At 43.7% G+C, this 18,105-nt stretch carries 17 protein-coding genes, 1 pseudogene and 1 riboswitch; of the genes and pseudogenes, 15 read left to right on the top strand and 3 right to left on the bottom strand.

The features are described 5' to 3' along the window. The first annotated feature begins 29 nt into the window (after positions 1-29). From sfsA to PGQ38_RS12900, 3 genes are all read left to right on the top strand, one after another. The gene (gene sfsA, locus PGQ38_RS12910; protein WP_118583848.1) at positions 30-722 is read left to right on the top strand and encodes a DNA/RNA nuclease SfsA; all 693 of its coding nucleotides are present in this window, start codon (positions 30-32) and stop codon (positions 720-722) included. Then, positions 719-1,759 carry an A/G-specific adenine glycosylase gene (mutY, locus tag PGQ38_RS12905; protein ID WP_118583850.1) on the top strand — a complete coding sequence of 347 codons (1,041 nt, stop codon included), beginning with the start codon at positions 719-721 and terminating at the stop codon, positions 1,757-1,759. The genes sfsA and mutY overlap by 4 nt, the downstream gene beginning before the upstream one ends. Positions 1,760-1,870: 111 nt before the next feature. Next, positions 1,871-2,887 (top strand): glycosyltransferase family 2 protein, encoded by a 1,017-nt coding sequence (locus tag PGQ38_RS12900; protein WP_118583852.1) that lies wholly within the window; start codon positions 1,871-1,873, stop codon positions 2,885-2,887. Positions 2,888-2,894: 7 nt separating this feature from the next. Here the strand turns inward: PGQ38_RS12900 and PGQ38_RS20775 are convergent, their stop codons facing one another. The 3 genes from PGQ38_RS20775 to PGQ38_RS12890 all read right to left on the bottom strand — a co-directional run bounded on the left by PGQ38_RS20775 (position 2,895) and on the right by PGQ38_RS12890 (position 4,733). Next, on the bottom strand, positions 2,895-2,966 hold the full coding sequence (locus PGQ38_RS20775) for a DUF6783 domain-containing protein (RefSeq protein ID WP_368072542.1): 72 nt from the start codon (positions 2,964-2,966) through the stop codon (positions 2,895-2,897). Positions 2,967-3,041: 75 nt separating this feature from the next. Then, positions 3,042-3,731 carry a phosphatase PAP2 family protein gene (locus PGQ38_RS12895; protein WP_148462491.1) on the bottom strand — a complete coding sequence of 230 codons (690 nt, stop codon included), beginning with the start codon at positions 3,729-3,731 and terminating at the stop codon, positions 3,042-3,044. Between the two features lie 69 nt (positions 3,732-3,800). Beyond that, a complete protein-coding gene (locus tag PGQ38_RS12890; protein ID WP_270432027.1) occupies positions 3,801-4,733 on the bottom strand; it encodes a diacylglycerol/lipid kinase family protein in 933 nt (310 codons plus the stop codon). Between the two features lie 305 nt (positions 4,734-5,038). On the opposite strand from PGQ38_RS12890, the gene PGQ38_RS12885 reads away from it, so the two are divergent. From PGQ38_RS12885 to tnpA, 12 genes and pseudogenes are all read left to right on the top strand, one after another. Continuing rightward, positions 5,039-7,237: a DNA topoisomerase III gene (locus PGQ38_RS12885; RefSeq protein WP_270432025.1), complete on the top strand. Its 2,199-nt coding sequence runs from the start codon at positions 5,039-5,041 to the stop codon at positions 7,235-7,237. 214 nt (positions 7,238-7,451) lie between these two features. After that, a complete protein-coding gene (locus PGQ38_RS12880; RefSeq protein WP_118583858.1) occupies positions 7,452-8,123 on the top strand; it encodes a YkgJ family cysteine cluster protein in 672 nt (223 codons plus the stop codon). A gap of 451 nt (positions 8,124-8,574) precedes the next feature. Then, positions 8,575-10,059: an AAA family ATPase gene (locus PGQ38_RS12875; protein ID WP_118583860.1), complete on the top strand. Its 1,485-nt coding sequence runs from the start codon at positions 8,575-8,577 to the stop codon at positions 10,057-10,059. A 92-nt stretch (positions 10,060-10,151) separates the two neighbouring features. Continuing rightward, positions 10,152-10,658: an NUDIX hydrolase gene (locus PGQ38_RS12870; protein WP_204453904.1), complete on the top strand. Its 507-nt coding sequence runs from the start codon at positions 10,152-10,154 to the stop codon at positions 10,656-10,658. A 204-nt stretch (positions 10,659-10,862) separates the two neighbouring features. After that, a riboswitch (TPP riboswitch) is annotated at positions 10,863-10,969 on the top strand. 145 nt (positions 10,970-11,114) lie between these two features. Beyond that, entirely contained in the window at positions 11,115-11,411 is a 297-nt protein-coding gene (locus tag PGQ38_RS12865; protein ID WP_118583864.1) for a thiamine-binding protein, read from the top strand. Next, positions 11,380-12,162: an ABC transporter permease gene (locus PGQ38_RS12860; protein ID WP_118583866.1), complete on the top strand. Its 783-nt coding sequence runs from the start codon at positions 11,380-11,382 to the stop codon at positions 12,160-12,162. The genes PGQ38_RS12865 and PGQ38_RS12860 overlap by 32 nt, the downstream gene beginning before the upstream one ends. Beyond that, the gene (locus tag PGQ38_RS12855) at positions 12,155-13,162 is read left to right on the top strand and encodes an ABC transporter substrate-binding protein (RefSeq protein ID WP_204453902.1); all 1,008 of its coding nucleotides are present in this window, start codon (positions 12,155-12,157) and stop codon (positions 13,160-13,162) included. Before PGQ38_RS12860 ends, PGQ38_RS12855 begins: the two co-directional genes overlap by 8 nt. Before the next feature lie 114 nt (positions 13,163-13,276). Then, positions 13,277-14,029: an ABC transporter ATP-binding protein gene (locus tag PGQ38_RS12850; RefSeq protein ID WP_118583868.1), complete on the top strand. Its 753-nt coding sequence runs from the start codon at positions 13,277-13,279 to the stop codon at positions 14,027-14,029. 178 nt (positions 14,030-14,207) lie between these two features. Next, positions 14,208-15,516 (top strand): annotated as a pseudogene (locus PGQ38_RS12845) (Na+/H+ antiporter NhaC family protein). 37 nt (positions 15,517-15,553) lie between these two features. Beyond that, on the top strand, positions 15,554-16,588 hold the full coding sequence (locus PGQ38_RS12840) for an alcohol dehydrogenase (protein ID WP_270432023.1): 1,035 nt from the start codon (positions 15,554-15,556) through the stop codon (positions 16,586-16,588). A 142-nt stretch (positions 16,589-16,730) separates the two neighbouring features. After that, positions 16,731-17,072: an arsenate reductase family protein gene (locus PGQ38_RS12835; RefSeq protein ID WP_148462480.1), complete on the top strand. Its 342-nt coding sequence runs from the start codon at positions 16,731-16,733 to the stop codon at positions 17,070-17,072. 338 nt (positions 17,073-17,410) lie between these two features. Then, positions 17,411-17,887 carry an IS200/IS605 family transposase gene (gene tnpA, locus PGQ38_RS12830; RefSeq protein ID WP_270432022.1) on the top strand — a complete coding sequence of 159 codons (477 nt, stop codon included), beginning with the start codon at positions 17,411-17,413 and terminating at the stop codon, positions 17,885-17,887. The last annotated feature ends 218 nt before the right edge of the window (positions 17,888-18,105 follow it).

Genomic DNA, 18,105 nt, shown 5'->3' with positions numbered 1-18,105 from the left:
GGGAGTCAGGCAGCAGCACGAGGTGAACTATGAAATACGAAAATATTACAGAAGGCCGTTTCCTGGATCGTCCGAACCGATTTATCGCACATGTAGAGATTGCGGGACAGACAGAGACGGTTCATGTAAAGAACACAGGCAGATGCAGGGAGCTTTTGATTCCTGGTGTTCAGGTTTTTCTGGAAAAGAGCAGTAATCCGGCAAGGAAAACAGCATACGATCTGGTCTGTGTAAATAAAGGCGGACGCCTGATCAATATGGATTCCCAGATTCCCAATAAAGCCGCCCTGGAATGGGTAAGGGCAGGACATCTTTTTCCGGAGGAAGTGCAGGTAACTCCTGAGAAAACTTATGGAAATTCCAGATTCGATCTGTATGCCTGTTCAGATAAGAGAAAGGCTTTTATTGAGGTCAAGGGTGTAACCCTGGAAGCAGACAATATTGCCCGTTTTCCAGATGCTCCTACTGCGAGGGGCGTGAAGCATCTGGAAGAGCTGATCCATTGCATGAGGGAAGGATATGAGGCTTATCTGCTTCTGGTGATCCAGATGAAGGGAATTACAAGATTTGAACCAAACTGGGATACGCACCGGGAATTTGGGGAAACCTTACAGAAAGCGAAAAAGGCAGGGGTGCATATTCTGGCCTATGACTGTCTGGTAGAGCCGGACGGGATGGAAATACAGAATCCAGTGCCTGTGTGTTTGGAGGAAACTAGATGACAGATGAGTTTATACAGCCTCTTCTTGCCTGGTATGATGAGAATAAAAGGATTTTGCCCTGGAGGGATAAGCACAACGCCTATTACACCTGGGTATCCGAGATCATGCTCCAGCAGACCCGCGTGGAAGCTGTAAAGCCCTATTTTGAAAGATTTATCAGGGAACTGCCGGATATCCGGGATCTGGCAGCCTGTCCGGAGGAAAAGCTGTTAAAGCTGTGGGAAGGTCTTGGATACTATAGCCGTGTGCGGAACATGCAGCTGGCAGCCAGGGAAATGGTAGAAAAATATAATGGCAGACTTCCCGAAGACTTTTCCCTTCTTATCTCGTTAAAGGGGATAGGAAGTTACACTGCAGGAGCTATCGCTTCTATAGCGTATGGCATTCCGGTGCCAGCCGTAGATGGAAATGTTTTCCGTGTAGTCACCAGAATGACGGAAGATTCGGAAGACATTACCAGACCTGCATTTCGCAAAAAGACAGAAAGCGCATTGCAAGAAATTATCCCGAAAGACCGTCCAGGTGATTTTAACCAGGCAATGATGGAGCTTGGAGCAGTAGTGTGCGTCCCCAACGGACAGCCCAAATGCGACCTTTGTCCGGTGAGAGGCTTTTGCCAGGCGGGACTTCACGGCACTATGGAAAAGTTTCCGGTGAAAGCACCAAAGAAGCCAAGAGTGGTGGAAGAGCGAACCGTTCTGGTTATTCAGGATGGAAGCTGCACTGCGATCCGCAAGCGGCCGCCGAAAGGCCTCCTTGCCGGATTATACGAGCTTCCCAATACAGAAGGATACCTGAACCGTGAGGAAGCCCTGGAATACGTGAAAGAGCTTGGCGCAGAGCCCTTATATATAGAAGAACTGCCGGAGGCCAGGCATATTTTTTCCCACATTGAGTGGCGGATGAAAGCGTACCGGATCCGCGTGTCCTCCCTGGAGCAGACACATGCCCCGGGAATTCTTTTTGCAGATAAAAAAGAATCAGAGAGAAACTACGCCATACCTTCTGCGTTTGGCGCTTATGAAAAATATATGTAACGGTTCAGCTGGCGTTTTTGAGAACATAACTCAAAGAAAAAAAGGAAAATACATCGCAAGGTGCGTAATTTTAAAATACAGAATCGTTACACTACATGAGGAGGAAAATAAATGAAATTACTGAGCATAGCAATTCCATGTTATAATTCTGAAGCTTATATGGAGAACTGCATCAAATCCCTTTTACCAGGCGGAGATGAAGTAGAGATCCTTGTAATTGACGATGGATCCAAGGACAGAACAGCCGAGATCGCAGATGAATACCAGGAGAAATATCCAGGCATTGTCCGCGCCATCCATCAGCCAAACCTTGGCCACGGCGGCGCCGTAAACACCGGTATCCACAATGCCCAGGGGCTCTATTTCAAGGTTGTAGACAGCGATGACTGGGTAAATGAAGAATCCTACAAAGAGATCCTGAAAACTCTGGAAGAGTTGGTAAAAGGCTCCAAAACAGTTGATCTTCTCATCAGTAATTTTGTATACGAGAAACAGGGTGCTACCCGCAAGAAGGTTATGCAGTATCGTCACTGCCTGCCAGTGAACCAGATTTTCACCTGGAATGAAGTAGGTCACATGCCAAAGGGAAAATATCTTCTCATGCACTCCATGATCTACCGTACCCAGCTTCTCCTTGAGTGCAACTTGACTCTGCCGGAGCATACCTTCTACGTAGATAATATTTTTGCCTTTGATCCGCTGCCGTATGTACAGAACATGTACTACTTGGATACTAATTTCTACCGTTACTTTATCGGCCGCGATGACCAGTCCGTAAACGAGACAGTTATGATCCGCAGAATCGACCAGCAGCTCCGCGTAAATAAACTGATGGTAAATTCCTACACCAGCTGCGGCAGCATGAATAAACGCACCAGAGCCTACATGATCAGTTATCTGGATATTATTACTACCATTTCCTCCATTATGCTGATCCGCTCCGGCACAAAGGAAGCTCTCGACAAGAAGAAGGAGCTTCTGGAATATATCCGCTCCACGAACCGTGCCCTCTACGGAAAACTTCGCCACAGCCTCATGGGTAACTTCATGAACCTTCCAGGCCGCGGCGGACGTAAGGTGTCTGTAGCTGCATACAAGCTTTGCCAGAAGTTCTACGGATTTAACTGATTAATGATCAGGGCGCTCTGGAGACTGTTTGAAAAATCATTCCTGCAATCTGTACGCCCCACTTTGCAGCATATTTTATCTATATTCGGTTGTCGCCGCTCGTATTTTTGTTAAAAAAAACGCGCCTTCCCATTTCTGGAAGTGCGCGTTTTGTTTAATAATGTTTCCTGCGATTATTCCGTCCAATTCTCTCTACTGCCATGCCACTTGCTTCTTCTCCTGCCTTCTGCGGATAGAAAAACAGATATCCAAACAGCGCCAGCGTAGCACCACAGCACACATCAATTACGGAATGCTGCTTCAGGAACATAGTAGACATGATAATAAGTAATGTAAGAACCAATGATCCATACCTTACCCCTTTGTGGTCTCTCAGCGCCTCACAATTGGTAAGTGACATATGAACTGCCAGAGAATTAAATACATGAATACTTGGCAGAACATTGGTCGGTGTATCCGTCCGATACAGCCATCTTACCATATCTGTAAACACGTTTTCCCTTGGAAACTCCGATGGTCTTAAGTGCAGTACATTTGGATATGCATAAGACACGATCAGGAAAACAGTCATACCCATCATCATATTGAAAATTAACTGATAATATTCTTTTTTATTCTTGTTCCTGAAGATAAAGTATAAAACTGTGAGAATCTGATACGGAAACCATAATAGATAGGGGACAATAAAATACTCACAAAATGGTATGTAATCATCAAAAACAGTGTCGATCACATGAAATCCCCATACCGGCCTGCACTCCAGATACTCAAAAAAAAGCATATAAACAATGGCATACGCAAGTATGATCAGACCATGCCTGTATTTTTTTATAAATTGTACCAAGTCTTTTTCACTCCTTTTCCAATCTGGGTTACCGGTCTTGTAATTCCGGATCCCCCAAATCGTGAGAGATTATACCACAGGTAAAATGATTTTTAAAGAGCTTTTTTCAATGGAAACTGTTAAATCTTCGCGAATTCCGCCAGATTCCCCGTCAATATGAATGGGAAGAGCGGACGCACTATGTACATGGATATCGCTGCAGGTGAGAATATGTATTCCCCTGATGCCCACATGCTTTCCGAAAAAAGCAGTAGGCAGGCAAAATAAAAGCTTTATCTTACGGATACCTTCCACAAGGATCACGTCCAGAAGCTGGTCGTCAGGCTGAGCATCCGGGCAGAACTTAAAACCGCCGCCTTCATATTTCTGATTCATAACCGCTGTAAAATATACGTGGTCATAGGAAAAAGTATTCTCTCCATCTAGGGTCACTGTCATTTTTCCTGGATTAATAAAAATCAGCTGCTTCAATGCAATGAAAAGATAAATCAGCTTTCCCAGCCCAAGACGATTGAATATCTTCTTTAAGGGCGTTGCCAGAACCTCCTGGCATACGCCGGCGTCATATCCGATTCCCGTGCTGATACCGAATCGGGACTTCTTATTATTGCGGAGCAGGTAAGGAACATCCATTTTGCTGATATGCTCTGCCTTTAGGATATATTCCAGTGATTCCATTGGATCAAAAGGGAGTCTCATGCTTCTGCAGAAATCATTGCCAGAGCCGGTTGGAATGTATCCGAAGACTACCTGGTCAAAATCGGTGATGCCGGTGAGCACCTCGTGAATGGTGCCGTCACCTCCCACTGCAATGATATATACAGGCTCAGATTCAGTGCCAAGAGCACAGGCATCAGAAGCAATCTCTGCGGCATGTCCGGAATATCTTGTAAGGCAGTACTGGAAATCAATTCCCCGAAGCATAAGCTGCTGATGAATTTCATTCCAGATGGAACGTCCCCTGCCAGAGCGGGAATTGGGATTAACAATAAAATAATACATAACTTCTCCTAGGTTTTTAGAACATGTTTGCAAAATCTCCCATAAATTGTGAAGCACATATCAGGGAAAGTATTTGGGGGCATGCTCTGAGGCAAAGAACCTGAAGCCTTGCGATGTAGATTCTCTGTCTTTTATGGTTACATAATAGCATTGGTGGGATCGTTTTACAAATTAATTTTAACAAAATATTCTTAAAAATTTCTGAAGTGTGTTATAATGTAACTATTCCTTAACAATTATGGAGAGGATTTCACTGTTTGCTTAAGCAGACATCATCAAATACGAAAATAATCAGGAGTGTATACATGAAATCACTTGTAATTGCGGAAAAACCGTCCGTCGCCAGAGACATTGCCCGTGTTCTTGGCGCAAACCAGAAAAATGGTGGTATTCTCGAAGGCAAAAACTATGTAGTAACCTGGGCACTTGGACATCTTGTAACTCTGGCTGACCCGGAAGAATATGACAGAAAGTATGAAAAATGGGAAATGGCGACCTTGCCCATGCTCCCCAAGGAGATGAAGCTGGTAGTCATCCGCCAGACAGGCAGGCAATTTTCCGTAGTAAAGACTCAGCTTTTCCGAAAAGATATTGGAGAAATCATTATAGCCACAGATGCAGGACGGGAGGGGGAACTTGTTGCCCGCTGGATTCTGGAAAAAGCAGGCTGCCATAAGCCAATTAAGAGACTGTGGATTTCCTCAGTCACAGATAAAGCAATTAAAGAAGGCTTTGCCAATCTGAAAGACGGGCATGACTATGATAATCTTTACCGTGCAGCTGTTGCAAGGGCAGAAGCAGACTGGCTGGTGGGAATGAATGGTACCAGAGCTCTCACCTGTAAATACAACGCCCAGCTTTCCTGTGGCAGGGTGCAGACCCCCACCCTTGCCATGATCGCAAAGCGCGAAGAAGAAATCCGCAAATTTGTGCCAAAAGAATATTATGGTATTTCTCTGGAGACCCAGGATGTGAAATGGACCTGGAGAGATGAGAAAACAAAGAGCTTCCGTACTTTTTCAAGGGAAAGGGCAGAGCAGATCAAAGGCAGGCTGGAGAACGCTGCTCTTGAAATAACCAGTGTAGAGAAAAAAGCAAAAAAGACTATGGCCCCGGGCCTGTACGACCTGACAACTTTGCAGAGGGAAGCCAACCTGAAATATGGTTTTTCTGCAAAAGAGACCCTGAATATTATGCAGCGCCTTTACGAAAACCACAAAGTACTCACATATCCCAGAACCGATTCCCGATACATTGGAAAGGACATTGTTCCTACTATTAAGGAAAGACTGAAGGCCTGCGGAATCGGTCCGTACAGAAAGCTTGCTGGCGCACTTATGAATAAGCCTGTGCAGGTGAATGGAAGTTTTGTGGATGATAAGAGGGTCAGTGACCACCATGCGATCATTCTGACAGAACAGTTTGTTCAGCTGGACCACATGACAAATGAAGAACGGAAGATTTATGATATGGTTGTCCGTCGTTTCCTTGCAGTTCTTTATCCTGCAAGCCAGTATGAGCAGGTGACCATGGAGGCGAAAGCGGCAGGAGAAACTTTTGCAGCCAGCGGCAAAGTGATAAAGAGCATGGGCTGGAAGGAAGTTTACGAAGGCGGAGCAGATGATGATTTGGAAGATGAGGCGGATGATGAGAAAAAACTGAAAGACCAGCGTCTTCCGGAGATGAAAACCGGAACCAGACTAAAGATTTTGAAAACTTCCTTAAATACAGGAAAAACAAAACCGCCAGCAAGATTCACAGAGGCAACTCTTCTTGCAGCTATGGAAAATCCGGTGAAATTTATGGAGACAAGAGATAAAGAAGCGGTGAAAACCCTGGGAGAGACTGGGGGGCTTGGAACCGTTGCCACAAGAGCAGACATTATTGAGAAACTTTTCCATTCCTTTATGATGGAGAAAAAAGGCAATGAGATCCATATTACCTCAAAGGCAAAACAGCTTCTGGAGCTGGTGCCGGAAGACCTGAAAAAGCCTGAGCTCACGGCTGACTGGGAGATGAAGCTTTCCCAGATTGCAAAAGGCAGGATACGTCAGGGGGATTTTCTTCACCAAATCCGTGACTATACCTGTGAAATTGTAGATGAGATCAAGACCGGGGAGGGCACGTTCCGCCACGACAATCTTACAAATAAAGTATGTCCGCAGTGCGGCAAAAAACTTCTGGCTGTCAATGGAAAAAACAGCAAAATGCTGGTATGCCAGGACCGGGAGTGCGGCTACCGTGAAACGATTTCCCGCACTACCAATGCCCGTTGTCCGAAATGCCATAAACGTATGGAAATGTATGTGAAAGGTAAGGAAGAGACGTTTGTCTGCCAGTGCGGTTATAAAGAGAAGCTTTCCGCGTTCCAGGCAAGACGCCAGAAAGAGGGCGCAGGAGTAGGCAAGCGTGACGTGCAGAACTATCTGCGCAGGCAGCAGAAAGAGGCAAATGAGCCGGTGAATAATGCTTTTGCACAGGCATTGTCTGGAATTAAGCTGTAAATACAGAGGATAGATAATACGGAGATGCTGTTGATGGCAGCATGTTATATTACTGTTCACTGGCAATGTTCCGCGAGACGTTTTTTGTGAATATCGTTTACAGAAAAAACGGGAATCTCAGCGGGAAATCATGTGAATGCATGATTTCTGTGCATCGCGAAGTGAACCGTAACCTTGTTTGTCCACAAAAAATAAAAGAAAGAGGAATTTGCATATGCGCCGAGAAGTATCTTTGGAAGAGATTTCCGACGGAAGACTTTATGAATTAAACGATATGGTAAAGGCAGACTGCCAGGATTGTGCAGGATGTCATGACTGCTGTGAGGGAATGGGGGATTCAGTTGTGCTGGATCCTATGGATGTGTACCGTCTGTGCACGAATCTGGGAAAAACACCGCAGGAACTGGTAAGCACCGGGCTGATTCAGTTCGATGCCATGGATGGGAATATTCTGCCTCATCTTTGCATGAGTGGAAAAAACCAATGCTGTGTTTTCCTGAATGAACAGGGACGGTGCAGCATCCATGACTTCCGTCCTGGTTTCTGCAGACTTTTCCCATTGGGACGTTTCTATGAAAATGGTGGATTTAAGTACTTTCTGCAGATCCATGAATGTAAGAAGACAAGCCGGAGCAAGATCAAGGTAAAGAAATGGATCGATACTCCGGATCTTCGCCAGTATGAAAAGTTTGTAGCTGACTGGCATTATTTTTTGCTGGATGTGCAAGAGGTTCTTTATAATGCCACAGATGCCCAGCTGATCAAAAATCTGAATTTATATGTGGTGAATCGTTTTTATATGAAAACATATGAAGTGGGCAGAGATTTCTATGAGCAGTTTGAAGAAAGACTGACAGAAGGAAAGCAGCTGTTAAGTCTGGCATAAATGAATTGAAAAACTCCCGGAACACTTGAGCCTGTTTGAAAAATCTTACAGAAAGCTTTTTCAGACACGCTCTAGAGCGCCCGGGAGTCTTTTATTTTTAGATTGCAGTATTCCATTAGAAGCTTTGGGAGGGACTATGGTGTCTGCGCACTAAAAATCAGAAATATATATCAAATGTTAAGTGAAAATCAAATTGTTGAAAAGTAGTCCGTATAATAGAATACACGAATTTCTCCATTTTGGCAAGAGATTTTTTGTAAAAAACTAAGAAATGCCAAGATATATAAAAAATAAGATAGTTACTGGTCACAAAGTGAACAATAATACAAGACAATGCTGAATTATGAAACAGGCCAACTCATTCTGGACATTAGAGAAAAATGTTGTTATAGTAGGTAAGAGAAATTAGAGAAATATATCCCTTTAAATACACAGGAAAGAGGAAAAAGCTATGCCAGTATTTGATTTCAGCGGTGCTTCTGCAAGCAAAGCGGAGGCAAAGTGTACTTACACAACATTTCACAGCAGCCATACGAAGCCTTCACCGGAGCAGCCGATCATGGTGCTTGACAATAAAGAGAGACAGTGGAAACATCATTCCTGCGGTGTGTTTACCAATCCGGTAAACCGTACTGCTTTTGATTTTAAGGAAGAAGACGGTAACCATACAGCAGATGTGGTGAAAATTGATTCCAGATTTACCAGTCTTTTGAAATGGCTGGGAGACAGCAGGATCAATGTACGTTTGTCTGGTACTAACAGGGAGGACGGATATGCGGTATACCGCATTCGCGAAACTGCTTTTGGCGGCGGCACAAAGCTTTCTGCAGAGGATGGCTTTCTGCAGTTTATGATTGAGAGACTTCTGGAGAGTAATGCACCTGCTGAGGCAGAAGAGGATGAGGAACAGGAGGAAAACGGTGATGAGATGAAGCTTACCAGCATTCAGAGTATTACCGATTTTATGACCTGCGCAGGCAAAACACTGCCGGATAATATCAGACTCTGGACCAGAAGAAATCTGGCAGTGGCAAGATCCAGTGAAGTTTCTCAGGAAGAGCGCCATCATGCACAGAGGGCTCTTTCTATTATGTTGAATATCCAGTGGAAGAACAATTATTTTGAAGCAATCGATCCTGTTGAGGCAAGGAGAATCCTGGATGAAGAGCTTTATGGAATGGAGCGTGTGAAACAACGTATTATCGAGACGATTATCCAGATCAACCGTACACATACCCTTCCGGCCTACGGACTTCTTCTGATCGGACCTGCCGGTACTGGCAAATCCCAGATAGCCTATGCAGTTGCAAGAATCCTGAAACTTCCGTGGACTACGCTGGACATGAGCTCAATTAACGACTCTAAGCAGCTTACCGGAAGCCCCCGTATTTACGCAAATGCAAAGCCCGGAATTATTATGGAGGCATTTTCCATGGCTGGTGCCTCTAATCTGGTATTTATTATTAACGAGCTTGATAAGGCAAATTCCGGCAAAGGAAATGGAAATCCGGCAGACGTACTTCTTACCCTTCTGGACAATCTTGGATTTACAGATAACTATATGGAGTGTATGATCCCAACTGGCGGTGTTTATCCAATTGCTACTGCAAATGACCGTGACCAGATCAGTGCACCGCTGATGTCCAGATTCGCAGTAATTGATATTCCGGATTATACAGCTGAGGAGAAGAAAGTAATCTTTTCCAGATTCTCTCTTCCGAAAGTTCTTAAGAGAATGCATATGGAAGAGAGTGAGTGCATTATCACAGAGGGGGCGCTGGAGGCAATCATCCAGCGTTATTCCAATACTTCAGGTATTCGTGATCTGGAGCAGGCAGCAGAGCACATTGCGGCAAATGCACTGTATCAGATCGAGGTCAACCATGTAGAGAAGGTAGAGTATACCAGAGAGATGGTGGAGGAACTTCTGAAATAGAAAAGATGAATTATTATATTCGATAACAATATTCGCAAAATAATCATAATATAAAAATATACAAGAGAAACATATAACAGGAGTGATAAAAATTGGAATTCTGGGACATCTATGATATTAACAAGAAACCTACAGGCCGTACCATGAAGCGAAACGACTGGTGCTTAAAAGACGGGGAATACCATCTCACCGTACTTGGAGTAGTGGCAAGACCAGATGGTACGTTTCTCATTACCAAACGTGTGATGACAAAAGCCTGGGCACCAGGCTGGTGGGAAGTTTCCGGCGGTGCAGCACAGGCAGGGGAATCTTCTTATGATGCTGTACTCCGCGAAGTGAAAGAGGAGACAGGCCTTGATGTAAGCGATGCGCAGGGCGGCTATCTTTTTACTTACAAAAGAGAGAATCCAGGGGAGGGAGACAACTATTTCGTAGATGTTTACCGCTTTGTGATGGATGTGAAAGAAGAAGATCTACACCTTCAGGAAGAAGAGACAGACGGCCACATGTTTGCCACTCTGAATCAGATCAAGGAATTTGCAGCCCAGGGAAAATTCCTGCACTATGACAGTATTCAGGCTGCCTTTGAGAATCTGTAGATTTATTATATATTCTGCAGGAAATAACTGTGATATGCAGGGAGATTTTTTTTACGAATTCTGATGAAATGGGAATATTAATTAGAGCGTGCTGGTCAGACTGCGAGCAGTACAATTCTGTTAAGGGTATGTAAAATATAATTGAGATAAAAATAGTTTCTTGTAATTTGAAGAAAGGTGTATTATAATAAGCAACGAAATCTGAATAAAGACCAGGGGAGTTTCAATTGAGAAGCTGAGAGTAAGGTAGTCCTTAGACCCTTTTAACCTGTTGGATCATGCCAGTGTAGGAAGTGTTTAACGATGTAATTAGGAGCATTTGTCTGGATGGCAGGTGCTCTTTTTTCATACTGACTGACAGAGCCTGTTCAGTTCCGTCACAGTTTCAAGAATGGTTCTTATTCGATTTTTAACGCAAAGTCCTGTTTATGGGACAGAAAATAGGAGGAAAAGAAAATGAACGCAAGTGTAGCAATTCAGGTACTGCCAAATGTACAGGATGAAGAGGAAGTTATCCGCATTGTAGACGAGGTGATCGCCTACATCAGATCTACTGGTCTGAACTATTATGTAGGACCATTTGAGACCACCATTGAAGGTGATTATGACCAGCTGATGGATATTGTAAAAGAGTGTCAGCATGTAGCTGAGCGCGCAGGCTGCAAGGCTATGAGCGTATATGTTAAAATTGCATATAAACCAGAAGGGGATGTACTTACCATTGAAAAGAAAGTTACCAAACATCACCAGTAAGATACCTCCAATTGCAGCCATGGCCGTGATTCTGCTTGGCTGGGAAGTGGTAAGCATTTCGGGAATTGTTCCCTCCTACATGCTTCCCTCTCCGGTAGCAGTGCTGACAGCCCTGTTTGGCGATCTGCCAACCATACTTTTCCATGCGAAATTCACTTTGCTGGAATCCTTTTACGGACTTCTCATTGGAATCGCGCTGGCATTTGTGTTTGCAACTATGATGGATCGGTTCCGTGTAATGGATCAGGCATTTTATCCGATCATGATCATTACGCAGACCATACCGACTATTGCCATTGCGCCAATTCTGGTGCTTTGGATGGGATTTGGAATGGCACCGAAGATCACTCTGGTTGTGATCACCACTTTTTTCCCAATTACAATCGGACTGCTGGATGGATATAAAAGTGTGGATCCGGATGCCATTCGTCTGATGAAGGCCATGGGAGCCAGCCGGGCACAGATTTTCCGCCATGTGAAATTTCCAGGTGCTTTGCCCCAGTTTTTTTCCGGGCTGAAAATATCTGCTTCCTATGCAGTTGTAGGAGCCGTTGTTTCTGAGTGGCTGGGTGGATTTAACGGACTTGGTGTTTATATGACCCGTGTAAAAAAAGCATATTCTTTTGATAAAATGTTTGCAGTTATTATCTTCATTGTGATCATCAGCCTTTTACTTCTTCTGGCAGTAAATATTGTCAGCCGGATCACAATGCCATGGCTGCAGGTAGAAAAGGAGAAAAATCATGAATAAGAATCTGAAAAAAGTAATCGCACCAGTTGCAGCGGCAGCTATGGTGTTTGCAGTTCCTACAGGTGTATACGCAGAAGATGGTGCGCAGGAGAAAATCACATTCTGCCTGGACTGGACACCGAATACCAACCACACCGGACTTTATGTAGCACAGGCAAAAGGCTACTATGAAGAAGCTGGTCTTGATGTGGAGATCGTTCAGCCACCGGAAAATGGGGCAGCCCTTATGTGTGCAGCAGGTCAGGCTCAGTTTGCGATTGAGGCTCAGGATACCATGGCTGCTTCCCTTGCACTTGACGAGCCTCTTGGAATCACAGCGGTTGCAGGAATCATTCAGCACAACACCTCCGGAATCCTTTCCCGAAAAGGTGACGGAATTGACAAACCTGCCGGACTTACCGGAAAAACCTATTCCACATGGGATTCCCCAATCGAGCTTGCTATGCTGGAAAATGTTGTAAACGGTGACGGCGGAGATTTCAGCCAGGTTACCCTGATCCCTAATGATATTACAGATGAGCCAGCAGCACTTGCTGCCAAGCAGACGGATGCCATCTGGGTATTCCAGGGCTGGGGCGGAATCAATGCTGATGTAGAAGGTGTAGACTGCGACTATTTTGCATTCTCTGATATCAACCCTGTATTTGACTACTACACACCGGTTATCATTGCAAATAACGACTATCTTGCTGAGAACCCGGATCAGGCGAAGGCATTTATGGAAGCAACTGCAAAGGGATATGAGTTTGCAGCAGAGAATCCGGATGAGGCAGCACAGATCCTCATTGACGGCGATAATACAGGTTCTCTGAAGGATGCTGAAGACCTTGTAAAGAAGAGCCAGGAATTCCTTTCCACAAAATACATTGACGACGCAGAAAGCTGGGGCGTAATTGACGCAGACAGATGGAATGCATTCTACAAATGGCTGTATGAGAACCAGCTTTGCGACAAGGATCTTACTGGAGTCGGCTTCTCTAATGATTATCTTCCCCAGTAAGGAATGAAAGAGAAAGAAATTAACACATAGAGCTATTCTGTCAGGAAAATTTACCCCGATTTTTGCGGAAAATGGAACTGGTTATAGAAGTAGCACTGTGTATAAGGAACGAATATGTCATCAGAACAAAATAAAGTGATTTTAAGAGCAGAACATATTTCAAAAACATACGGTGAAAAAAAGGTTTTGGAGGACATTTCCATTTATCTGGAGCAGGGGGAACTGGTTTCCCTTCTGGGAGTCAGCGGTTCCGGAAAGACCACATTGTTCAATGTGCTTTCCGGTATTATCCCACCTGATGAAGGAAAGGTCTATCTGAAAGATCAGGATGTGACTTCCACACCTGGAAGCATCAGCTACATGCTGCAGAAGGATCTTCTCCTTCCCCACAAGAAAGTGATCGACAATGTAGCACTTCCCCTTGTACTGAAAGGCGTGAAGAAAGCAGAAGCCAGGGAAAAGGCCAATCCGCTTTTTGCAGAATTTGGTCTGGAAGGCACCCAGTATCAGTATCCAAGCCAGCTGTCCGGTGGTATGCGTCAGCGTGCGGCTTTGCTTCGAACCTATTTAAGTTCCAGCGGAGTTGCCCTTCTGGATGAGCCTTTCAGTGCACTGGATACATTGACAAAGGCCAGCGTGCATAAATGGTATCTGGAAGTTATGCAGCATATTGATCTGTCTACCTTGTTTATCACCCATGATATTGATGAGGCCATTCTTTTGTCCGACCGGATTTACATTCTGAACGGAACTCCGGGAACCATCAAAGATGAGATCGTGATCCAGGAGAGAAAACCCAGGGCAGCGGATTTTGCATTGTCAGAAGAATTTTTGGAATATAAGAGACGGATTATCAGTAAGCTATAGTTTTTTTGGTTGATGAAAATAAAACTTCCCGGCAGGTTTCATACTTTTGAGTTTGAGCGCTCAGAAGCAGAAGCCTGCCGGGATCTTTTTATATAAAATATCCAGTTGACTTGCTATTGTGAAGCGGACACAAAAATGATACTATTAGTACTATAACTAAGAAGGAGAAAAATGTAGGATGAGGAAAAATGAAAAAAGAAATGGAAAAGCACTGCTTCCTATAGTAGTGTTTGTTGTTTTGTATCTGGGGCTTGGCATATTATTTGAGTATGGTCTGGATATCGAGATGGGATTTTATAAAATTCCCGTTGTCGTTATATTTCTGGTTGCATTACTTGTTGCCTGTATACAGAACCGCGAGCTTAAATTGGATGATAAGCTGGAAGTTATGGGGATGGGAATCAGTGATCCTAACATTATTACAATGATCATAATTTTTATGCTGTCAGGTATTTTTGTAGGTATAGTCGGAAGAACATCTGCAAACAGTGTTGCATATTTTATTTTGTCACTGGTTCCGCCTCAGTTTGCAGTTGTTGTGCTTTTTGTGGTCAGCTGTTTTGTTTCTCTTGCAATGGGTACCTCTGTAGGAACAATTACGCTGATCGTTCCAATTGGAGTTGCAGTGGCAAGAGTATCCGGATTTGCACTGCCGGTTTGTATTGGTTCCGTCATGAGCGGCGCCATGTTTGGAGATAATCTGTCATTTATATCAGACACAACCATTGCCGCATGTAATGGACAAGGCTGTGAAATGAAAGATAAATTTAAGGAGAATTTCTTTATTGCACTGCCAGCTGCTATTGCCAGCATTATTATTCTGCTGGTTTTGTCTGTTAAAAATTATAATGGTGGATTCATCGAAGAAAAATATGATTTAATACAGATCATTCCTTATATTCTGGTTCTTATAGGTGGAATCATCGGATTTAATGTATTTTTCGTGCTGATTACAGGTATTCTAAGTGGCTCAGTTATTATGATTGCAACAGGAATGATAGCACCCACAGACCTGATCGGAAATATGGGAACCGGTGCTGCCGGGATGTTTGAAACCAGTATGGTTGCGATTCTGGTAGCTGCAATCTGTGCCCTGATCAAGGGCTTTATTATACTGGATAAAGAAAGTGTTTAAAGGAAAAAAAGGCGGGCTCCTGGGAATGGGACTGTTAGTTGGGCTAATGGATATTGCAACTGCCAATAATACAGTTGCGATCGTTATGGCGAACCCGATTGCAAAGGAAATGTCAAAGGATTACGGTATCAGCGCCAGAAAAGCTGCTTCTATCCTGGATACATTTTCCTGTATTTTTCAGGGGATTTTACCATACGGAGCGCAAATGCTGGTTGCTGTTTCTGCTGCAGCCAGTTTAGGAGAAGTGGTCAGCGCATTTGATATACTTCCAATGCTGCTGTATCCTTATATGCTGCTGCTTAGTTCACTTGTTTTTATATCTACTATGAAAGTTACGGATGGCAGACAGTGAATGCTTAAAAATCTTTTTAGAAAGTGATGAGATAAAAATGCAGACATATACATATGTTTCAAAAGGAAAATTTGAATTAATGGAAAAGCCTAAGCCTGTGCTTATAGATGACAGGGATGCTATTGTAAAGGTAACTCTTGCCAGCATCTGTTCAAGTGACCTTCATATCAAACATGGAAGTGTTCCACGTGCGGTTCCGGGGATAACAGTTGGTCATGAGATGGTAGGAATTGTAGAAGAAGTTGGAAGTGGTGTAACAAATGTGAGACCGGGAGACAGAGTAACGGTAAACGTGGAAACTTTTTGTGGGGAATGCTTTTTCTGTAAAAAAGGCTATGTTAATAATTGCACGGATAAAAATGGGGGCTGGGCTCTTGGCTGCCGCATAGACGGAGGTCAGGCAGAGTACGTGCGGGTGCCTTTTGCAGATCAGGGGCTTAACAAAATTCCGGATGAGGTTACTGACAGGCAGGCTTTGCTGGTAGGAGATGTTCTGGCTACAGGCTATTGGGCGGCACATATTTCCCAGATTACAGAAGATGATACGGTGCTGATCATCGGAGCCGGTCCTACCGGAATCTGTACGCTGCTTTGTGTGATGCTGAAGAAACCGAAGCGGATCATTATGTGCGAAAAAGACGAAAAGCGTATTGGCTTTATTAAGGAACATTATCCGCAGGTCCTTACTGTATCACCAGAAGAATGCAAGAAGTTTACGTTGGCTAACAGTGAGCATGGAGGAGCAGATGTGGTTCTTGAGGTTGCAGGAGCGGAAGCTACATTTCGTCTGGCATGGGAATGCGCAAGACCAAATGCAATTGTGACTGTGGTAGCACTTTATGATAAAGCCCAGATACTGCCTCTTCCGGATATGTACGGCAAGAATCTTACATTTAAAACCGGCGGAGTGGATGGCTGTCACTGCGAGGAAACACTGAAGCTGATTGCAGAAGGCAGACTTGATACGGAGCCTCTGCTCACTCATACCTATCCGCTTTGCAGAATTGAGGAAGCGTATGGGCTTTTTGAAAATAAGAAAGATGGCGTGATCAAAGTGGCTGTGGAATGCTGAATAAGATCTGGGAGCATCAGAGAGCTATGTAAGCAGCGGAATGCATGGAGTTATAAAAGTTATGATTTCTGAAGTGCTTCCAGTCTTTTTATATCAAGTTATCAAAAAAACTTCACTTGATTTTTAAGAGAGGAGAAGGAATTTGAACATACAGATTTTTGGAACGAAGAAGTGCAATGACACCAAGAAAGCAGAAAGATTTTTCAAAGAACGTGGTATTAAGTATCAGTTTGTTGATATGAAGGACAAGGGAATGAGCAAAGGTGAATTCAATTCTGTTGCCCAGGCAAATGGTGGCTTGGAAAACATGGTCAACTGGGAAGGAAAAGACAAGGATTTGCTTGCACTCATAAAATATATTGCAGATGAAGATAAACTTGGAAAGATACTTGAGAATCCCCAAGTGATTAAAACACCAGTGGTTCGAAATGGAAAACAATCTACACTTGGATATCAGCCGGATGTCTGGAAAGCGTGGAAATAAAGATCGATACGATGCTTATAAAAATATATGGACGAAAATATGATGAGAGGTGAGATGATAGTGGACTGACAACATAGCATATATCGGGTATCATTAAATAACGCAATGCGTATACTTGAGCGAATCAGCGGATTACGAATGTTTTGGCGGGTCAAGAGACCAAAAATCCTCTTGCAAGCGAGCTTGCAAGAGGATTTTTGACTTTTTGTATGGCAGAAAAATAAACCACCTGCTCGGCAGGTGGAGGGAGTAGCTTTAGCTTCAAGTAAAAAACCTCCTGTGATAATATAAAAGTGGGTCCGCAAAACTCACATAATATTATCAAGGAGGTATCCAAAATGGATAAGAATAGTTTAAGCCATACAACATGGGAATGCAAGTATCATTTAGTTTTTGCACCAAAATACCGTAGGCAGGTAATATATGGACAGATAAAAGCAGATGTAGCAGAAATATTAAGTCTGTTGTGCAAAAGAAAAGGAATTGAAATAATAGAAGCAGAGTGCTGTAAAGATCACGTTCATATGTTAGTAAGAATACCACTTAAATATAGTGTATCAGAAATAATGGGGTACTTAAAAGGAAAGTCATCGCTGATGATATTTGAGAAGCATGCAAATTTGAAATACAAATATGGAAACCGCCATTTCTGGTGCCGAGGATACTATGTAGATACGGTAGGAAAAAATGCAAAGAAGATACAGGAATATATTCAGAATCAGTTAAAAAATGATTTGGAATATGACCAGTTAACGTTGAATGAATACATCGACCCGTTCGCGGGTGAGCCGGTAAAAAAAGGCAGAAAAAAATAAGCCTAAAAGGCTAAGCCGGTAAAAGAAGCAATAAGCAAATCCCAAGGGGATGCGCAGGAAGCAGGAGGCACTGAGAAAGGCCCTTTAGGGTCAGCCTGTGAAAAGCAGTGCAAGAGGCGGGCCCTCTCAGTGCGCCTTCCGGGCGCAAGCAGGGATGAGCCCCTTATAGGGGCAGTGCAAACCACCGGCTAAGCCCAACATCATAAACTTAAGATTAG

It is taken from the genome of Blautia faecis (genome assembly GCF_027662325.1).
In the GTDB taxonomy this organism is placed as follows: domain Bacteria; phylum Bacillota; class Clostridia; order Lachnospirales; family Lachnospiraceae; genus Blautia_A; species Blautia_A faecis.
Note: the sequence above shows the minus strand (reverse complement) of the source record. Positions and strands in the feature narration are given on the sequence as shown.

Coding starts and splice junctions, on each gene's coding strand:
- sfsA (WP_118583848.1), top strand. CDS start 30: ATGAAATACGAAAATATTACAGAAGGCCGTTTCCTGGATCGTCCGAAC.
- mutY (WP_118583850.1), top strand. CDS start 719: ATGACAGATGAGTTTATACAGCCTCTTCTTGCCTGGTATGATGAGAAT.
- PGQ38_RS12900 (WP_118583852.1), top strand. CDS start 1,871: ATGAAATTACTGAGCATAGCAATTCCATGTTATAATTCTGAAGCTTAT.
- PGQ38_RS12890 (WP_270432027.1), bottom strand. CDS start 4,733: ATGTATTATTTTATTGTTAATCCCAATTCCCGCTCTGGCAGGGGACGT.
- PGQ38_RS12885 (WP_270432025.1), top strand. CDS start 5,039: ATGAAATCACTTGTAATTGCGGAAAAACCGTCCGTCGCCAGAGACATT.
- PGQ38_RS12880 (WP_118583858.1), top strand. CDS start 7,452: ATGCGCCGAGAAGTATCTTTGGAAGAGATTTCCGACGGAAGACTTTAT.
- PGQ38_RS12875 (WP_118583860.1), top strand. CDS start 8,575: ATGCCAGTATTTGATTTCAGCGGTGCTTCTGCAAGCAAAGCGGAGGCA.
- PGQ38_RS12865 (WP_118583864.1), top strand. CDS start 11,115: ATGAACGCAAGTGTAGCAATTCAGGTACTGCCAAATGTACAGGATGAA.
- PGQ38_RS12855 (WP_204453902.1), top strand. CDS start 12,155: ATGAATAAGAATCTGAAAAAAGTAATCGCACCAGTTGCAGCGGCAGCT.
- PGQ38_RS12850 (WP_118583868.1), top strand. CDS start 13,277: ATGTCATCAGAACAAAATAAAGTGATTTTAAGAGCAGAACATATTTCA.
- PGQ38_RS12840 (WP_270432023.1), top strand. CDS start 15,554: ATGCAGACATATACATATGTTTCAAAAGGAAAATTTGAATTAATGGAA.
- tnpA (WP_270432022.1), top strand. CDS start 17,411: ATGGATAAGAATAGTTTAAGCCATACAACATGGGAATGCAAGTATCAT.